The 17,033-nt window shown below is 53.5% G+C and carries 11 protein-coding genes; 3 read left to right on the plus strand and 8 right to left on the minus strand.

The features are described from left to right. Positions 1-11: 11 nt before the first annotated feature. The 5 genes from dxs to Pr1d_RS11115 form a co-directional block, all read right to left on the minus strand. Positions 12-1,925 carry a 1-deoxy-D-xylulose-5-phosphate synthase gene (dxs, locus tag Pr1d_RS11095; protein ID WP_148073585.1) on the minus strand — a complete coding sequence of 638 codons (1,914 nt, stop codon included), beginning with the start codon at positions 1,923-1,925 and terminating at the stop codon, positions 12-14. Next, on the minus strand, positions 1,922-2,809 hold the full coding sequence (locus Pr1d_RS11100; RefSeq protein ID WP_148073586.1) for a polyprenyl synthetase family protein: 888 nt from the start codon (positions 2,807-2,809) through the stop codon (positions 1,922-1,924). Before Pr1d_RS11100 ends, dxs begins: the two co-directional genes overlap by 4 nt. 10 nt (positions 2,810-2,819) lie before the next feature. Further along, complete coding sequence (xseB, locus tag Pr1d_RS11105) at positions 2,820-3,173, minus strand: exodeoxyribonuclease VII small subunit (protein ID WP_168205178.1); 354 nt, start codon at positions 3,171-3,173, stop codon at positions 2,820-2,822. Positions 3,174-3,186: 13 nt separating this feature from the next. Continuing rightward, positions 3,187-4,449, minus strand: coding sequence for an exodeoxyribonuclease VII large subunit (gene xseA, locus Pr1d_RS11110; protein ID WP_148073588.1), 1,263 nt, complete (start codon positions 4,447-4,449; stop codon positions 3,187-3,189). Positions 4,450-4,747: 298 nt separating this feature from the next. Next, on the minus strand, positions 4,748-5,596 hold the full coding sequence (locus Pr1d_RS11115) for a lamin tail domain-containing protein (protein WP_210417955.1): 849 nt from the start codon (positions 5,594-5,596) through the stop codon (positions 4,748-4,750). A 113-nt stretch (positions 5,597-5,709) separates the two neighbouring features. Here Pr1d_RS11115 and Pr1d_RS11120 point away from each other — a divergent pair, with 113 nt between their 5' ends. Both Pr1d_RS11120 and Pr1d_RS11125 read left to right on the plus strand, forming a co-directional pair. After that, a complete protein-coding gene (locus tag Pr1d_RS11120; protein WP_148073589.1) occupies positions 5,710-6,747 on the plus strand; it encodes a transposase in 1,038 nt (345 codons plus the stop codon). A 602-nt stretch (positions 6,748-7,349) separates the two neighbouring features. Next, positions 7,350-8,399, plus strand: coding sequence for a CPBP family intramembrane glutamic endopeptidase (locus tag Pr1d_RS11125; protein WP_168205179.1), 1,050 nt, complete (start codon positions 7,350-7,352; stop codon positions 8,397-8,399). A gap of 1,192 nt (positions 8,400-9,591) precedes the next feature. On the opposite strand, the gene Pr1d_RS11130 is transcribed toward Pr1d_RS11125, so the two are convergent. The 3 genes from Pr1d_RS11130 to tilS all read right to left on the minus strand — a co-directional run bounded on the left by Pr1d_RS11130 (position 9,592) and on the right by tilS (position 14,478). After that, positions 9,592-9,924 carry a hypothetical protein gene (locus tag Pr1d_RS11130; protein WP_148073591.1) on the minus strand — a complete coding sequence of 111 codons (333 nt, stop codon included), beginning with the start codon at positions 9,922-9,924 and terminating at the stop codon, positions 9,592-9,594. A gap of 101 nt (positions 9,925-10,025) precedes the next feature. Further along, positions 10,026-13,241 (minus strand): AsmA-like C-terminal region-containing protein, encoded by a 3,216-nt coding sequence (locus Pr1d_RS11135; RefSeq protein WP_148073592.1) that lies wholly within the window; start codon positions 13,239-13,241, stop codon positions 10,026-10,028. Positions 13,242-13,452: 211 nt separating this feature from the next. Further along, positions 13,453-14,478, minus strand: coding sequence for a tRNA lysidine(34) synthetase TilS (gene tilS, locus Pr1d_RS11140; RefSeq protein ID WP_148073593.1), 1,026 nt, complete (start codon positions 14,476-14,478; stop codon positions 13,453-13,455). Between the two features lie 918 nt (positions 14,479-15,396). Between tilS and rny the strand changes: the two genes are divergently transcribed. Continuing rightward, positions 15,397-17,001, plus strand: a complete 1,605-nt coding sequence (gene rny / locus Pr1d_RS11145; protein ID WP_238476688.1) for a ribonuclease Y — start codon at positions 15,397-15,399, stop codon at positions 16,999-17,001. Positions 17,002-17,033 lie beyond the last annotated feature (32 nt).

Genomic DNA, 17,033 nt, shown 5'->3' on the forward strand with positions numbered 1-17,033 from the left:
ATAGCAACTATCTACGGTTGAAGCTGCTCAAACGGCTTTGATGAGGTATTTACCAATTCCCGGCACGTCCGCAAAATCCCCTCAACATCCAACCCCAGATCGGCCAGGAGTTCCTCACGCTCGCCATGCTCGACATAGAAATCCGGGATGCCTAGACGGCGGAGGTGGCTCGTTTCCACCCCTGCGTCAGCGGTAGCTTCGAGTACTGCGCTACCAAAGCCACCCGCCAAGGCGGCCTCTTCGACAGTTACCACGAAGCTGCATTCACGGACTGCTTGCAAGATCACTTCGCTATCTAAAGGTTTGAGAAAACGTGCATTGATGACGCGCATTTCAATGCCTTCCTCATGCAAACGGTTGGCCACCTCCAGACAACGACTGGCCAGTGGACCGTAGCTGATAAGGCAACCATCCATGCCAGCCCGCAAAACTTCACTCTTGCCTAACTCGATAGGTGAAACCTCACGTGGAATTTCCATCGCAGTCGCCTTGGGATAGCGGATCGCACAGGGTCCGTCGTACTGCAGTGCAAAATCGAGCATCGCCGGCAAGTCCAGGGCATCGCCGGGGCTCATGATTACCATGTTCGGGAACACCCGGAGATAGCCCAGGTCGAATACGCCGTGGTGGGTGGGCCCATCCGGACCCGCGAGCCCCCCCCGGTCCAGCATGAATGTGACGGGAAGATTCTGTAGAGCGACTTCCTGGAAAATGTGGTCGTAGGCCCGTTGCAGAAATGTACTGTAGATATCGACGATGGGCCGCATCCCTACCTTTGCCTGGCCCGCAGCAAAAGCGACCGTATGGGCCTCACAGATACCGGTGTCGAAAAAGCGATCGGGAAACTTATCGCGAATCTTCTCCAGTTTGTTGCCCTGGCACATGGCGGCCGTCATCACGGTTACTTTGGGATTAGCATGCATTTGCGCCTCAATGGCCTCGGAAGCGACGTGGGTAAATGCCCGTGACGTGCTTTTCTTGAGAATTACCTTGCGTTCTTCGCGTTTCTCAAACTGCGGCGGTGCATGGTATAACACGGGGTCTTCTTCCGCGGGCTGAAACCCGTGTCCCTTTTCAGTAACGACATGCAACAAGACCGGGCCATCGCCCCGTTGGACCATCCTCAAGTATTTTCGCAACAGGCCAATGTTATGTCCGTCGATGGGGCCGACATAGCGGAAGCCCATGTCCTCGAACATCATGCCACCGCTGAGCCCAGCTTTGGCGGCCTCTTTCAACTGGACCAGAAATCGCTCAGTCGGATCGCCGAACAAGGGCACGCGGCCGAGTATCTTCGCAACCTCATCCTTGAATCCACTGTACATCGGGTTCATCCGTAGTCGGTCCAGATAGTCGGCCATCCCCCCGACGCGGGGGCAGATCGACATCCGATTGTCGTTGAGGATTACCAGCAGTTTGTCACTCTGCCTCCTGGCGTTGTTGAGCGCCTCAAATACAACTCCCGAGGGAAATGCTCCATCACCAATGACAGCCACTGAGAAGCGTCCCTCTTCGGGGCGCAATAAGTCGTCCCCACTTGCCAGCCCCAAGGCTGTTGAGACGCTGGACCCAGCGTGGCCCGTCATGAATAGGTCGTACTCACTCTCGGAGGGGTTGGGGTAGCCCATGAGCCCCCCCTTGGTTCGCATCGACTGAAATTGACCGTAGCGACCTGTGAGCAGTTTATGAGGGTAAATTTGGTGTCCCGTGTCCCAGATGAGCCGATCACGGCGGAAGTCGAATGTGGTGTGCAAGGCAATGCACAATTCGACGACCCCTAGATTGGAAGCAAAATGGGCACTGCGACATGCGATCAAATTACAAAGCACATCGCGGATTTCAACGGCCAGCCGTTCCAACTGAGGCAGCGAAAGCTTCTCCAGGTCGCTCGGCTCGGTGATCGTGGGGAGGATTTCGGGGGTCACGTATTTCGTTGCCTCACAAAGAGCGCCAGTTCGCGCAAGGGACCAGCCCGATCACCAAAGATTCCAAGGGATACGGACGCATTTTCGATAAGTTTTTCTGCCAAGGCCTGGCTTGATTCAATTCCCAGAATTGCCGGATAGGTATTTTTCCCCTTGTGGGCGTCTTTGCCAAGTCGCTTGCCCATATGGTCTTCTGAGCCCGAGACATCCAACAGATCGTCGATCACCTGGAAAGCAAGCCCCAGGTTGTCGCCGTAATCGTCCAACGCTGCCAGTTGTCCGTCGGAAGCGTCGGCAATCATGGCTCCCAGCCGGAGCGACACTCGGAACAAGGCCCCGGTCTTTCGCCGATGAATTGCCTCCAACTCAGCGAGCGAACATTGCTGAAACTCGCTCGCAAGATCTGCCGCCTGTCCTCCAACGAGCATAGTGGCTCCTACTGCCCGACCCAATTCGCAGCAGCATCGTGCGGCACACTCTGGCGGTTGGACATCCCTAGCCAGGATTTCAAAAGCACGGGCTTGGAGGGCGTCTCCTACCAAGGTAGCAGTCGCTTCGTCGAATTGCTTGTGACAAGTAGGCCGCCCTCGGCGGAGATCGTCGTCGTCCATCGCCGGCAGATCATCATGCACCAAAGAATAGGCATGAATCATCTCAACGGCAACTGCTGCCGGCATTGCGGCTTGAGTGTCCCCGTCACAGAGTTCACATGCCATTAATACCAACTGGGGTCGCAGTCGCTTGCCAGGCGCGAGCAGGCTGTATTGCATGGCCTCGCGCAATCGATCGGGGCAATCTGCATCGAACTGAACTGCGGCGCTAAGGGCGGCTTCAATCTCGTGGAGATAATTGCTAAGTCCTGGTGGTGTCGTCGAAAGGCTCATCTCATTCATTCTAGAAGAGCGAGGAGTCGTCGTCCACTTCACTCGCAGAGCGGCGTTTCGCAGTGGAACTTCGCCGGCGGCTGCGAGATTCCCCCTTTGTGACCAAAGATTCCTCTTCATCGGCATCGAAAGATTCTGACCTAGCGTTTCCGTCGGCATCGATCCCGGTCACGAGAGCAATGCGTCGCTCGGCACTGCGGAGTAGTTCGTTGCACTGCTTGAGATGCCGCATGCCGGACTCATAGTGTTCGAGCGACTCCTCAAGCCCGAGCTTGCCGCTTTCTAGCTTGCCGACAATCGCTTCGAGTTCTTTGAGCGACTGCTCAAATACCGGTTGTTCTTGCTTTGGTTTTTTCTTGGCCAATGCTTGCGTCCTTTTACTTGGAATTTGACGAAGTTGTCAGTGAGTCTTTCACCTCATTCACTGTACTGATAACCGCACCTTCGGCCAGCCGTGTAACAACCGCTTGTCCCTTTTTCAGTTGCTTTGCCGAAGTAATGAGCCGCTTGGTCGCTTGATCTTGGGTAAGGCTGTAGCCGCGCCCCAAAACTGCCAATGGGCTGAGTGAACTTAGCTTGCCGCTGAGAGTAGTTAGGTGGCTCTCTTGATCACGAAGTGAGGACTTGATGGCAGTTTGCAAACGTAGAGAACACTCATCTACTTGTCGACTGAGGTTTTGGATGCCGTCCTCGGGACGAGCCAGGGCAGGGCGGCTGGCGAGGCTATCCAGTCGTTGACGCCAAGCCGTTACCTGATTCGAAAAAGCTCTCTCGATACGAGTGCTGATAGACTGCACCATTTGGGTCACATCTTGGGCCGATGGAACGACACGTTCGGCAGCTTCACTTGGTGTAAGCGCCCGTACATCGGCAGCGAAGTCGGCCAATGTCACGTCGATCTCGTGGCCGACTGCCGAGACGGTTGGGATATTAGATGTTGCAATTGCCCGGACAACCGCTTCCTCATTGAAGCACCACAGGTCTTCCAAGCTGCCGCCGCCACGACCGACTACCAATACATCGAGGGCAGGCTCAACACGATTTGCTAACTGGATACCAGCCGCGATTTCTGCCGCGGCGCCACCTCCTTGAACCCGCGCGGGAAAGATCAATACTTCCACCCCCCGCCAGCGCCGCTGAAGCACTTCCAGAAAATCACGAATGGCGGCCCCCGTCGGACTGGTGACAAACCCTATCCGCCGGGGAAACTTCGGCAAAGCGCGTTTGCGATACGCATCAAACAGCCCCTCGGCAGCAAGTTTCTCACGCAGCTTGCGTAGCGCTAATTCCAGTGCCCCGACTCCGCGTGGCTGGACTTCATCCACCACGAGTTGATAACTCCCCCGCGGCGGATAGACATCCAAGTGTCCCCGACAGACGATTTCCAGACCGTCAGCCAGCTCAAACTTGAGCCTGACCGCCGTGCCGCGCCAAATCACAGCGCGCAATTGGGCCGTATCGTCTTTAAGTGTGAAATAGCAATGCCCTGACTGAGGGCGTGAGAAATTCGAAAGTTCCCCGGCAACCCAAACCGATGAGAATCGTGATTCGATGACCCCCTTCAACTGCGCAGTAAGCTGCGATACCGACATGATTTTTTCGTCGGTCGTGCTTTCAGAAGTAAGCGAATCTGTGGGCATGGATAGGCAGAATGATAAAGGGACTGGCAGATGTGCCGCCCCATTCTAACGCAAGCCGGAGAATCTGCTACCACGCCCCAATTGGCCAAAAGTGAAGAATATCATTGGAGTCCAGCCTTCAGGCTGCTTGCCTATCAGGTGGGTTCAACTTCCCTGCCTTCGCACTTATTGGTAGGAGGCAAGTTAAAGCTTGAACTCCAACGCTCACCCCAGAGCGAAGTCTGGAGCGGGCGATTGGAGAGCAAGTACTAGTCGTGTCGCGACAAGCGGCAATCGCCGAGCTACTCGACGACCTCAACTAGCGTCTACGCACCGGCAGGCAGAAGCCAGCAGCGGCGAGGATCACCAGCACGGCGCTGGTTGGCTCAGGTACTAAAGAGCCCGGGTTACCGACATCCCCAAGAGCCGATGTGTACGAACCGAATCCATCACCGACTGACGAAAACACCCACTGGGTTACGTCATTCGCGCCCAAGACCGCTGGAGAACTTGGATTGCCACTTATTTCCTGAGTGCGGATGGAACCAGGAAAATCCGTGTCCCCGTAGTTAAGGCGATCAACAAGGCTGTCATCAGCAGCGTAGATGTTGATCTCGTCAGCACGGCCGATGTTGCCACCATTTGCTAGGGCATAATCACCGATAACCTTAACTGCAGGATTCAAGTTCCAATTGAGCCGAAAATCAGCTTCAGGCGCTTCGGTCAGAACGACAGATTCACCGACCCCGATCGTGCCGAAGACGCTGATATCAAACGGCGGGACATAGCCGGTGCCGAAGTTGTTGTCGTCGAAGGACCAGCCCGTGACATCTACAGGCTGATTGGAGAGGTTGGTGAATTCGATGAATTCATCCCCACCGCCATACATGTACTCGGTGATAACAAGGCTAGGCACGGCAGGCAGCGTTCCATCGATAGTGAAGATTCCAGGACTGCTAGTCTGTCCGCTTATTGATTGGTTCGAATTCTGTACGTCGCCAACGGTGGAGAGGGTCCACGCGAAGGGATCATCCTGGGCCGCGCCCGCTGCGGATACCCATCCACTTGCACCCTGGGTGCGGATGGAACCAGGGAAATCCTCATCTCCATACACGAGTTGATCAACGATGCTGCTACCAGCATCGAACAGAGAAGAAAGGACAGGCACAATTTATAAGGAGAAGAAAGGACAGGCACAATTTAGAAAGTCATAACTTGACATCAACCAAATCGCGGATAGTATACGGGCGTACACATCCCCTGCTTTTGTGAGGTTTGGCCATGACTCTCGCCCGTCGTCAGCTAGTTGATCTGGAGCTAACCCGTTACTACCACTGCATTTCCCGCTGCGTACGCCGGGCTTTTCTCTGCGGTGAGGGCCATGAGCACCGCAAGGCGTGGCTCGAAGAGCGACTCGAAATCCTGGCCGAAAACTTTGCCATAGCGGTCTGTGGCTTCAGTGTCATGGACAACCATCTGCACCTGCTGGTGCGTATTGACCCCCAAACGGCTGCCAGGTGGTCCGATGAGGAAGTGGTACGGCGATGGCTCGGCGTCTATCCGCCCCGTACGCTCGACATGCAGGATGCGCAACTCGTCCGGCAATATGTCCACCACGAACTGCAAGACCCGGAAAGGGTCGCCACCTACCGCGATCGCCTGCAGAATCTGGGCTGGTTCATGAAGGCCCTCAAGGAACCGTTGGCCCGGCTGGCCAATAAAGAAGACCACTGCAAGGGGACCTTTTGGGAAGGTCGCTACAAGTCGATCGCCATTCTCGATGAAGAGGCGCTCCTGGCCACTTGTGCGTACATCGATCTCAACCCGGTGGCAGCCGGAGTGGCGGCCACCCCCGAAACCAGCCAACATACCTCGATTCGCCAGCGGGTCTGCTATGCCAGAGAAAAGGGAAAAATCCCCGCACTCTCAGAGGCAGCCCACGGCTCGGTGGCTGGTTCTTGGGCCATCGGCCTGTTGGAGGCAGACCACTGGCTCTGTCCCATCGAAGACCTGCGCAAGAAAGGTGGACCTCGGGAAGGGATGATCGAAGGTTTTTCCCTGGGGAGCTATCTGCTGTTGGTCGACTATACCAGTCGGTTGTGCCGTCAGGGCAAGGCACGACTTTCTGAGGAAGTGGCCGACATCTTCGACCGACTCGGCACGAGCCGGCAATTGTGGGAGCAGCGGTTTCACAGGCTACTGTGCAAGTCCCGTTTGCTGGGCAACTACTTTGCCACGGACGCGGCACGGTTACAAAGGGTCGCCACTCGCCGAGGCGTGCACCACGTCGACAACGCTATCCGCCTGGCAACGACCTAGCTGGTCGATCTTCCAGGCCCAATTCTCTGCCCCGCTCGCCAAGCTTGTGAAGTAACCGTGCTCACGTCTTGTACCTCCTTCCTGGGAGATAGCGAACTAAGTCATCTCGCTCGCCATTCGCGAGCGAAACACCGCCAAGCGGGCTTCACATAGCGCAAGTAGGAAGTAGTTTGTACCCGCTCTTCAATTGCGCCTGTCCTTTTGCTTTACGGACGCGACACGGTTACAAAGGGTCGCCAGTCGTCGAGGCGTGCACCATGTCGACAATGCCATCCGGCTGGCAACGGCCTAGCCGGTCGATCTTCCAAACCCAATTCTCTGCCACGCTTGCCAAGCTTGTGAAGAAACTGCGCTAACATCGCGCACTTTCTTCCTCTGACACGGCGAACCGAGCCATCTCGCTCGCTATTCGAAAGCGAAACACTACCAAGCGGGCTTCACATAGCGCAAGTAGGAAGGAGATGGTACCCGCTCTTCAATTGCGCCTGTCCTTTTGCTTCCAGAAGAGTAATTTTCTGAGATCAAACCAACATACCCGTGCCAAACCGCGGAACTTGGCAGGAGTTGAGGTTTCTAGCGTCGGCCGATTAAACCGAGGGACTTTGGCGGAACTCCTGCCTTTTGATGCCTTTATTGTCAATACCGAACCATTCCCCATTGGAAGGAAAAGCCACTATACCTTCTATCTTGCATTTGAGCTGGAAGAGTTTAAGTTAATACTTGTTGTGTTAAAACTATTCCTTCAACACATAGGTTCTAATAGTGCTTTCAACCTATTTCTGTCGACTCTATTAAATGAGTATTCGGTCCCATTAAATCCATCTAGGTATGCTAAAAATCTTTTGAAGGATCAAATCCGTACGAGTCAGTCGAAGTGGTCGGTCTTCTTAATACTATTTGGTCTTGCGATCATTGCTTCGGCAGCAGCCTTGCCACGTGACTTCGCCGTTATGCAGGCGACCAGTCAAGATGTGTCACATTGGGAAGTAGCAACGGCATCTTTTTTCCAACGCTTACTTCTTTCGACTATCGGTATTTGTCTGGGGATCATGCTTGGCGAGAAGTTTGCACTCGGCGTGCCATATTTGAACGCCACTCTATCAAGAGAAATGAGGCTTAAGCAGATCTGGTTAGCAGCGTTAGTACCTTCTGTTGCTTGGGGAATCGGAATCGGTGTCGTCTTCTCTTTCACAGATCCTTGGCTCATGAAGGTACTCATGCCTGAGTGGACAGATAATGCCACTCGTGCGGTAGAAGCCTTGGAACATATCGCTCCATGGAAATATCTCCTGTCATCTTTTTCAGCAGGGGTGACCGAGGAGCTATTCTTTCGGTTCGGCCTTATGACACTGATCGCTTGGTTGGGAGTCCAGCTTACTCATGGTCGATTGCCTATAGTGGTAGTACTTTGGTCGGCCAACCTCTTAGTGGCATTTGTTTTTGGCCTTATTCATTTAAGGAATGTAGTCGCACTTGGCATTTCGGTTAGTCCCGGCATTTTTTTCTATGTCGTGCTCTGGAATGGCATTGCCGCAGCCGTCTTCGGATGGTTTTACTGGCGGCGAGGTTTGGAATCCGCAATCATCTGTCACATCTCGGCGGATATATATATCAAGGTGATAGTCCCGTTTCTCGTGGCAACTATAAACTGAGTTTACGTGAGCGTTTTTCTAGGATGAGTTGACGGACAAAAAGGACAGGCATAATTTGCTGGTTCTGAAACAGACTGCGGATTCCAAGTTGTTTCCTAGCAATCACTTGCGGTCGCGATCAGGAATTTCTTGCTATTGGTATGGCCAAATTGTGCCTGTCCTTTTTGTTTCCGGGAAGAAATCCCCCTAGCGACAACAATAGCCCCGGCGCGGTTGAGAATTTCGTCAACATCATTTCAAGAGCGTCGATCCATAGTGGTATCCGCAGGGTCTCTGCCGTCTCTGCGCCTCGTGCTACTGTTGGCTTGCCAATAGTGTTTGAATCTGGAGACAAATGCCGGAACTGCGCACGGCTTGTTCCGGCCTACGCGTCACAAGCTCCCCGCTTCTGACTTGCGGCTAGCAACTAGCGCCTTCCCAAAGTGGCACAAAAATCGTTGTGGAATTTCTCCCCGGCATCCTGATAATGGTACGTGCGATAAGTAATAGGGACGCACCAGCGCTCGCAAAGTGTTACGGGTTTGCTCGCGCGAGGTTTGCGCGCTGCTTGAATTTGGCACTTTGAGCGAGTTGGCAGCGACTAGTTTAGCGGAATTGTTTTTCAAAAACTCCACAAAACCCAGAAGGAGGCGTTTTCGCAAGTCGCTACTCCACAACGATTTGTGACAACTTGTGACCCTCGAAATGATTTATTTATTTTTTGGATTTTCGGTTTCCAAGAACCGGAGCGCGACAACACCACCCCCATCGGTGCGCAGGTGTGAGATAGAATCAACCAGTTTGCACAGTCCGAACAACAATGGAATGGCCAAACCTTCAATGCCCAATCAAGGATTCGCCTTGGCGGATGACTAATCGCGAACCACTGACCACTGACAACTGACCCAATCCTCCGCTCTTTGACAATTTACCACTTTCGCATAGCTCGGTGACACCGCTTCCGCGTGTGCCAGCGGCTGAGAGTAACCTCCGCGCGAAGCGTATGCCGGCACGCGCGGAGGGTTTTGTGTAACAATACTATTGGCAAATCTTGCTCTAGCCGCAAGAAAACGGGGGTTCCCCTCCGAGTTTTGTATTTTGTTTTTTGATTTTCACTTCCTGTGAGCGACGAAACTCCCGCTGCGTTTGCGCTGGATCTCAAACAAGACATGTTGGCTCTGAGCGGTGACATTCCCACTCTGAGAACTGCCGATCAACCCGTAAGATCCAGCGAACTGCCGCTGATTCCTTTGGGATCCTTTGACTGCCGTTCCTTGAGTGCCGCGTTTTCCTCGTCGGTTTCGGCTTGTTTCTGCTCGGCAGCTTTTTCCCAGAACCTGCGCCCGTCGGCATCGCGCTCGGAGGTGCCTTGGTCTTCGTCGGTGGTCCCAATCCCTGCTGCCTTTTCGGCGCTGTCTTCTGTCGAAACTTGGCGCTGCTGAGCACTGGAATCCCGTTGGCTTCGTTCGGTTTCGCTACCCGATGTCTGCGAAAGCGGTGCACCCGCCGCGCTGCCTATCAGGCCACCCATTGGTCCTACATTCATGTCGAGGCTCCTTTGATGGTCGAGAGCTAAGAGTCGAGAGTCAAAAGCCAGGCTAGACTGCTGGCTCTCGACTCTCGACGCTAGACTCCCAGCTATCCCCCTTATTTCGGCGGTTCGATTCGTCCCGCCTGCCGAAGTGTCGAAGTACCTGTCGTCGTATCGAGATCGTCTTGGATTTGCTGAATAAGTTGGTTAATACCGGGCAACGGCTGAGTGTGGATTTGTGGGTTGCTCATCGTGCCATCGACGTACATCTTCATCATGGATTGCCCGGCGCGGTCCAGAAAATTCTTCACGAAGGGGAGACGCAGATCGTTACGTCCCACGACGCCATGGAAGACCAGATTGAGTTGCTGATCGAAGTTTGTCGTACCCTGTCCGTACAGGCTTACGGCATCTCCCAGGAAGTCAAATTGGTCGAGATAAATATGCGGTCCGTCGATACGGAACTTCAGCTGACTTTGATTGAACGCAGTTGTATCCGGTGTGCCATGGCGGAGTACCTTCAACATTCCTACCAACAAGGGAAGTTCGTAGATGTTTGCTTCTGTGATTTGGACATCGCCATCTCCCACCAATGAGAGACGCGATCTACCCGAACCGCGAAGATTAAAGCTGGCGGCCACTTTTCCGTTGAATGCCTGCTGCCCGCGGAAACGTTCGACCATCATTCGCATCAGGATAGCATCGGTGAGTGTGGCCTCGACTCCATATTTGGGCAAGTCTTCGAAAGTGACCCATCCGTCCGCCGCGAGCCGGCCGTCGTAGACTCGGGCCGTCAAATGTCGGACTGGTAACCCTTGCTTTTCGCAAGCCCACCGTCCTACTAGGCAGTTCACATCATCAATCCACAAGGGCCCCTGGACATCGACAAACTGCACGTTTTGATAGACAACAGAATCGAGATCAAGTTCTCCGGATTCTTCGCAATTTTTGCCATCACAAAAACCACGCAACCTCACTGAGCCGTGGATGTTTTGCAGATCGATTCCCGCCTGCATGCTCGCTTCGGTACAATCGAGTTGCATGTCCCATTGCGAGGCAACGACGGCATTTGGATCGGCACTCTTAGAGAAGCTGACGACGGCGTTGCTAATACCGAAGTTATTGCCTTCGATCCGAATTTGTTCCGCAAGTTTCTGCAGTCGAGGTGGCAAGGCTACGATGAGATCGCGTCGGGGCATGAGGCGATCGGCCGTCATGCCCTCCAGTTGCATGTGCCAACTTCCATCTTCACGAAACTCACCACTACCGTTGGTACGCAAGGTAGTTCGTCCGTGCTGAGCCCGGATTTCGTTCAATAGCACTTTGCCATCTTGGTAGGTAATAGTACCAGCCACTCCATCCATTAGATAAGGAAAGAACTCGGGTTGAATGCTGGCCGAATCAGGTCGAGGCTGGACGGCAACGCGGATCGAAGGCTTGGCCAGGCCGGTCTCATGGAAGATTTCAGCAACAAGATCCACGCGCCCACGGGGGCGCATTTCCTTCCAAGCTTTTTGTACCTGGGGAGGCAGAGCGCGCAGAAGATCATCGTCGAAGGGAATTTCTTTGCCGATGAATTGCAACGAAAGCTCGTTGCCTGCATCGCTTGGGTTGAGCGTCCCCTGACATTGGACATTACGTGAACCCCCTGAAACGAGATTGCTAAAAGTCCAGCGGTTGTCTTCGGCCTGAATGACTCCGCGGATTCCACTCAAGGGATAGGGAAATTTGTCATAATTGACCCGACAGCTCACAAGCTCCAGGTTAAGAGAGGAATAGGGTTTGAGTTGGCCCGGCAAGGTTCGATCAATCCGCCAGCGGACATTGAATCTCCCCTCGGGGTGCATCGATTGAATTACGTCTTTGGTCTTGCCCGGCAAGGCATTGACCATGCGGTCTTCGATTTCGACATTCTCACCGACGATTTCAAGCCACCCCAACGCCCCAGGCTGCGGATCGAACACTTGACCCGTGAACTTCAGGGGCTGTCCTCCCCCGTATCCCACCAAATCGATGTTCAGAATGGCAGGTTGAGTCACTCCGGATGGCACATAGTTCAAGGTGCCTGAGCCATCGCTAACTCGGTAGGCAAATTTGTCCGATTCAAACGACAGATTGCGGCCGGTAAGAGTTACCGTTGGCCGCCAGTTCACTCCATCGAATGTGAGCTGCAAGTCTGCGTCTACGGTGCCAGTAGGTTTGTATTTGTGCCATTCGGCCTGTAGCTGAGCTGGAAGTGACTTTAGAAGCGCTTTATCGAGAGAAACGTTCTCCGCCCGTAGAGCCATGCTCAACGGTGCCGTGATCTGCCAGCCCTTTCGCTCCAACTGCAGGGCGACCCCAGCAGACCCGCAGTTACAACGCAGGCCATCGACGAAAGTCGTTTCTCCGTGAACGCGGATTTCACAGGAGAGATCGGTAAGAGGTCTGGAGAGTTGATGATGCTCCAGTCTGCCGTCACTTAGTGCGAGCTTGGCCGAGACTTTTGGTAGAGCTTTTCCAGTTAGTTCGTGCTCAACGGAAAAGTTGCCTGTGACAGAGCCTTGAAGCTGAACTTCTTCCGCCTTTGGCCCTAGGATGACTCCACTCCACGAGAGAAGTTCTTTCGTTAGCTTTAAATCAACGAGACTTCCGGACAACTCCAGCTTTTGTTGTCTAAAGTCGCATTTCGCTTCAAACTCGGCTTGGCGAACAAGTGGACCTCCCAAGGTTCCCTTAATCTCAAATCTACCCAAGCAAGCCATTGGTTCGGGTGATGGATTGGCAACCGAGGGTAGAGTACTCGTTGGTGCAACGGTTTCAGCTTGAATGTTAAGGTCCACGTCTCGAAGCGAGAGCGGCGCAGCCGTTGGGTGCATCTGGTCGACTAGCGTAAGACGAGCATCTTCAATGACAATCTGGGGAGGTTTATTGCCACAGCTTGGCGGAGGCCAGAGCGATTCCAAGTTCCAACTGCCATCCAATTCTCGCGATGCCCACAGCTCGGGATGGCGAACCAGAATTCGTCTAATCTGCGGAGCTCCTCGGACTAATTGACTCAGCTCGACGTCACATTCCAGCAGCATTTCGTCGACTACGAGAAGATTGCTCTGCAGCTGATTACTAGAAGTTTCGGAGATCACGAGATTGTGAATCGCAATTCCTTGATTCTCGACGAGGCGGGCAGCACCTACGCTGACATTCAAATGGGGGAATTGACTCGACAAGAGTTCTTGCACATGAAAACGAATCTCACTGTCCATCCGTGTGTAGAGATACGCCCCTCCAGCCACTACGGCGACCACGAAAAAGATCACGCCGAGCTTAAAGAAATACCAGCAGGTGTTAATCAACCAACTAAGGATGATTCCATTCCTTCAATGAAGTTTTTGTACATGGAAGATGCGCAGCACCACACTATGGCGCCCAGGGATTGTGCCCGGCTAACTTCGCAGCTTTCCACGTTTGCGCATTTTGGGAGCGGAATACTAGATAGAGGGCCAAGAACCGGTCAATACTGCTGCCTAGCCATTGGCTGCCAGAAAGAGCGCTGCGACAGCAATGCTACCACTCAAGGAGAAGCAGATCGTTGGCAGACTGTGCTCTCACATTTCCCGGCAAGCTGAGCACTGCCGCGCTAGAATCGCCTTGAACAAGACTTGCTAGCTTACACCACCACTGGAAGTTCATCTCCTGTTCGGCCAAGCCAGCTTCACGCCAGGCTATACGCAATGCCTCACGAACCAGCAGTGGAGGGTGGTTTACCAAAGCAGAGGATTTTAATTTCATACTGTTTGAGCCAGCTTGAGCGTTGGTTTTCAGCCCATCGAGACTAGTAGTTAGGAGCTTTCTCGCTTCGGCTTCAATGTAAGATTGAACTTCGCTCGCTTGTTCCGACAATCGCAGCAAGGCTTGGTCGATGTTCAGGCCGTAGTCACAGCGAAGTTTCGGCAACAGTTCGTTCCGCAGTCGATTGCGAGTAAAACGGCAGTCTTCGTTGCTCAGGTCAGTGCAATAAGATTGCTCTCGATCAGATAAATAAGCCAAGATTTCTTCGCGAGTACAGGTGAGCAGTGGTCGGATCAACGTCAGTGTTGGAGTGAGGACGCGCGATCGATTGATGCCACCGATTCCTCGGAGTCCCGTTCCTCTTAGCAAGCGAAACAGGATCGTTTCGACCTGATCGTTCTGAGTGTGGGCAAGTGCGAGGAAACGAGCTCCATGTCGCTCGGCGGCCTGAGTGAGCAGAGCATATCGTTCTTGTCGGGCCGCTGCCTCGATCCCGTCACCTTCTGTCTCGGCTCGTCCTGCAACATCCCCTTGAAGTGCTTCGAAAGGAATGCCCAGCTTATTGCAAAGCTCTTCGACCCAAGCCTGTTCGAGATCGGAGTCAGCCCCCCGCAAGTGATGGTTGACATGGAATACGGCCAGATTTCCATCGCCGCCTAACTCCTTCTTGATCTGAACTAAGGAAAGCAACAAAGCCACGCTGTCGGCACCCCCTGATACGGCAATGCCGACATTCACATCCAGCCAGTTGGCTGGGGGCCAGAGTGTCGTTAACTTCTGGGCAAGTTCTGGGGGATTCACGTAGGGTCTCTATCAAAGGCCTTGAAACTGTGAAACTAATAGTGTACCTCCGCAGCTTGGAATAAATCCACCTTTTCCCAATCCTTAAACTCATTCCTAGCTTGCGTAATTCTGCTGGATTGAACCCTTTGGATCTCGACCTAAGCTGCTTCCAGGCTTGCACTTGCTTACCTTTCTGATATTATACGGGGCAGTCTTCCAGCTGCTGGAGAAGTTGTCCTTCGAAGGCTGTAGTTTGGAAGATATTAGAGTGTATGAATGATACGCGTGTTGGAACCGGGTATGTCTGCAATGGCAGTCGGCACCAGAGCGTTGTGTGTTTGTGAAGTTCTTGAAGGGTGCGTCAAGAGTCCTGAACTCTTGAACACTCGATTGACTTGTGGTAATCCAATTCTTGGTTGACATGCTCGATCTTTACCTGATCTCTTTGTTCTCCCTTGTGCTTGGTGCAGTTGGTATCGCCCTTTGCTGGCGGTTCCCTCGTGCTCTGCGTCAGGTAGTTCGTGTGATGTCTTTTGAAGACTGCTCAATTGCTGCAGGTTCCTGGCTGGATAGCAGAGTGCTCGTTCATTCGCTATTGTCGTGGTGCCATGCAAACCGTCCTCCTCCTGGAGTGGTGCCGGTTGTTTGCTCCTTGCCAGTGAACGCCAGCTGCAAGCGGATGGTCAAACCGGAAGAAATCTGGGCACGATACCCCGAAGGTATCAACCTCGAGTAAATGTGGATGCTGTCATTGGTGAGCGGCCTAGCTGCTCACCAACGACTCTTCAAGAATCTTTCTTACACGCAGAGATTACGTCAGCTCAAGTCTGACGTTGTTTCAGCTCTCTTGCTCCCCAGCTAGGCAGCTCCTGTTTGACAGGAGAACTCCGTTCCGTCGCAGTTTGGCCTCGAAGGCGGTTATCAAGAAAGTATTCGATGACATCCAATTTGATAAACAGTATACCAACAGTTGACTTTGTCTTGGCGGCACTCACGGACGGCATGCAATTACTCGCCATTCTAGTGGCCGCATTGATGGGCATGGGACTTGTGAAGGTCTTTGACTATCTGCGCAAGCGGGATGCTGACAAAGAGGCGGCCCAAATCATAGAGAGGGCAGAGCTGGAGGCGAAATCTCTCCGCAAAGAAGCAGCTATCGAGGCCAAGGAGCTTGCACTTCAAGAGAAAGATCGCTTGGAGCGGGAGAACAACGAGATTCGAAATACGCTTCACGAACGTGAACGACATCTCGACAAGCAAGAAGATGCGATAACTCAGCGTAGCGATCAGCTTCTTAAGCAGGAAAAGATGGTCGAGAACAATCAGCGCCGCCTCGTCGAAAAACTCGATGACGCCACTCGACGACAGAAGGAATTGGACGACCTGCTGAATCTCGAGCGGCAAACGATGCACCAACTCAGCGGCCTCAGCCCGCAGGAAGCCGAGGATCGCCTTCTCAAGCGACTTGAGCAAGAGTTGTCTCGTGAGCAAGGGGCTCTGATTCTCAAGCATGAAAAGCAACTTGCAGAAACCTGCGACAAGAAGGCGAAGGAACTTCTGATTACATCGGTGCAGCGATTTGCTGCCGCTCACACAGCCGAAGCTACCACCAGCACAGTGGACATCCCCAATGACGAAATGAAGGGCCGCATTATCGGTCGCGAAGGCCGCAACATCCGTGCGCTCGAGAAAGCGACCGGCGTTGACGTGATTATCGACGATACACCTGGTGTTGTGATTGTTAGTGCCTTCGATCCCGTACGTAGAGAAATCGCCCGCATCTCACTCAATAAGTTGATCGCAGACGGCCGTATCCATCCGACCCGGATCGAGGAGCTGGTAGCCGAAACGGAAAAAGAGATTGAAGGTGAAATCCGCAAGCATGGGGAAGAAGCGATGCAAGAGGCCCAAGTCTTTGGACTCCACAATCGTGTCATTGACCTGCTAGGCCGCCTCAAATACCGCACGAGTTACAGCCAAAACGTCCTCAGGCACTCGATTGAAGTTGCATTTATCACTGGAATGCTGGCCGAGGAAATGGGGATGGATGGCGAGCTGGCTCGCCGTGCTGGCCTGCTCCACGATATTGGAAAAGCCGCCGACCACGATCTGGAAGGGGGGCACCCAAAAATTGGTGCCGATCTACTGAAACGTTACGGTGAAGTCCCCGAGGTAGTGCATGCCGCTTTAGGTCATCACGACGATATTCGTCCCGACATGCCCTACACAGTGTTGTGTGCTGCCGCCGACGCATGCAGTGCCTCGCGACCGGGTGCTCGAAGAGAGACCCTGGATAGGTACATCAAACGGATGCAAGAGTTGGAGTCCATCGCGACAGGATTTTCTGGCGTACGCCAAGCCTTTGCGATCCAAGCCGGGCGTGAAGTCCGCGTGATTGCGAGTTCATCCGATACGACCGATGAATCTTCCGCCAAGATTTGCCGCGACATTGCCAAGGCGTTTGAAGAGCAACTCACCTATCCCGGCGAAATCAAAGTGACTCTTATCCGCGAGACCCGGGTCACCGAGATTGCCCATTGATCAGAAGGAACAATTCCTCCTTTCCAATCTCC

Source organism: Bythopirellula goksoeyrii (assembly GCF_008065115.1).
Lineage (GTDB): Bacteria > Planctomycetota > Planctomycetia > Pirellulales > Lacipirellulaceae > Bythopirellula > Bythopirellula goksoeyrii.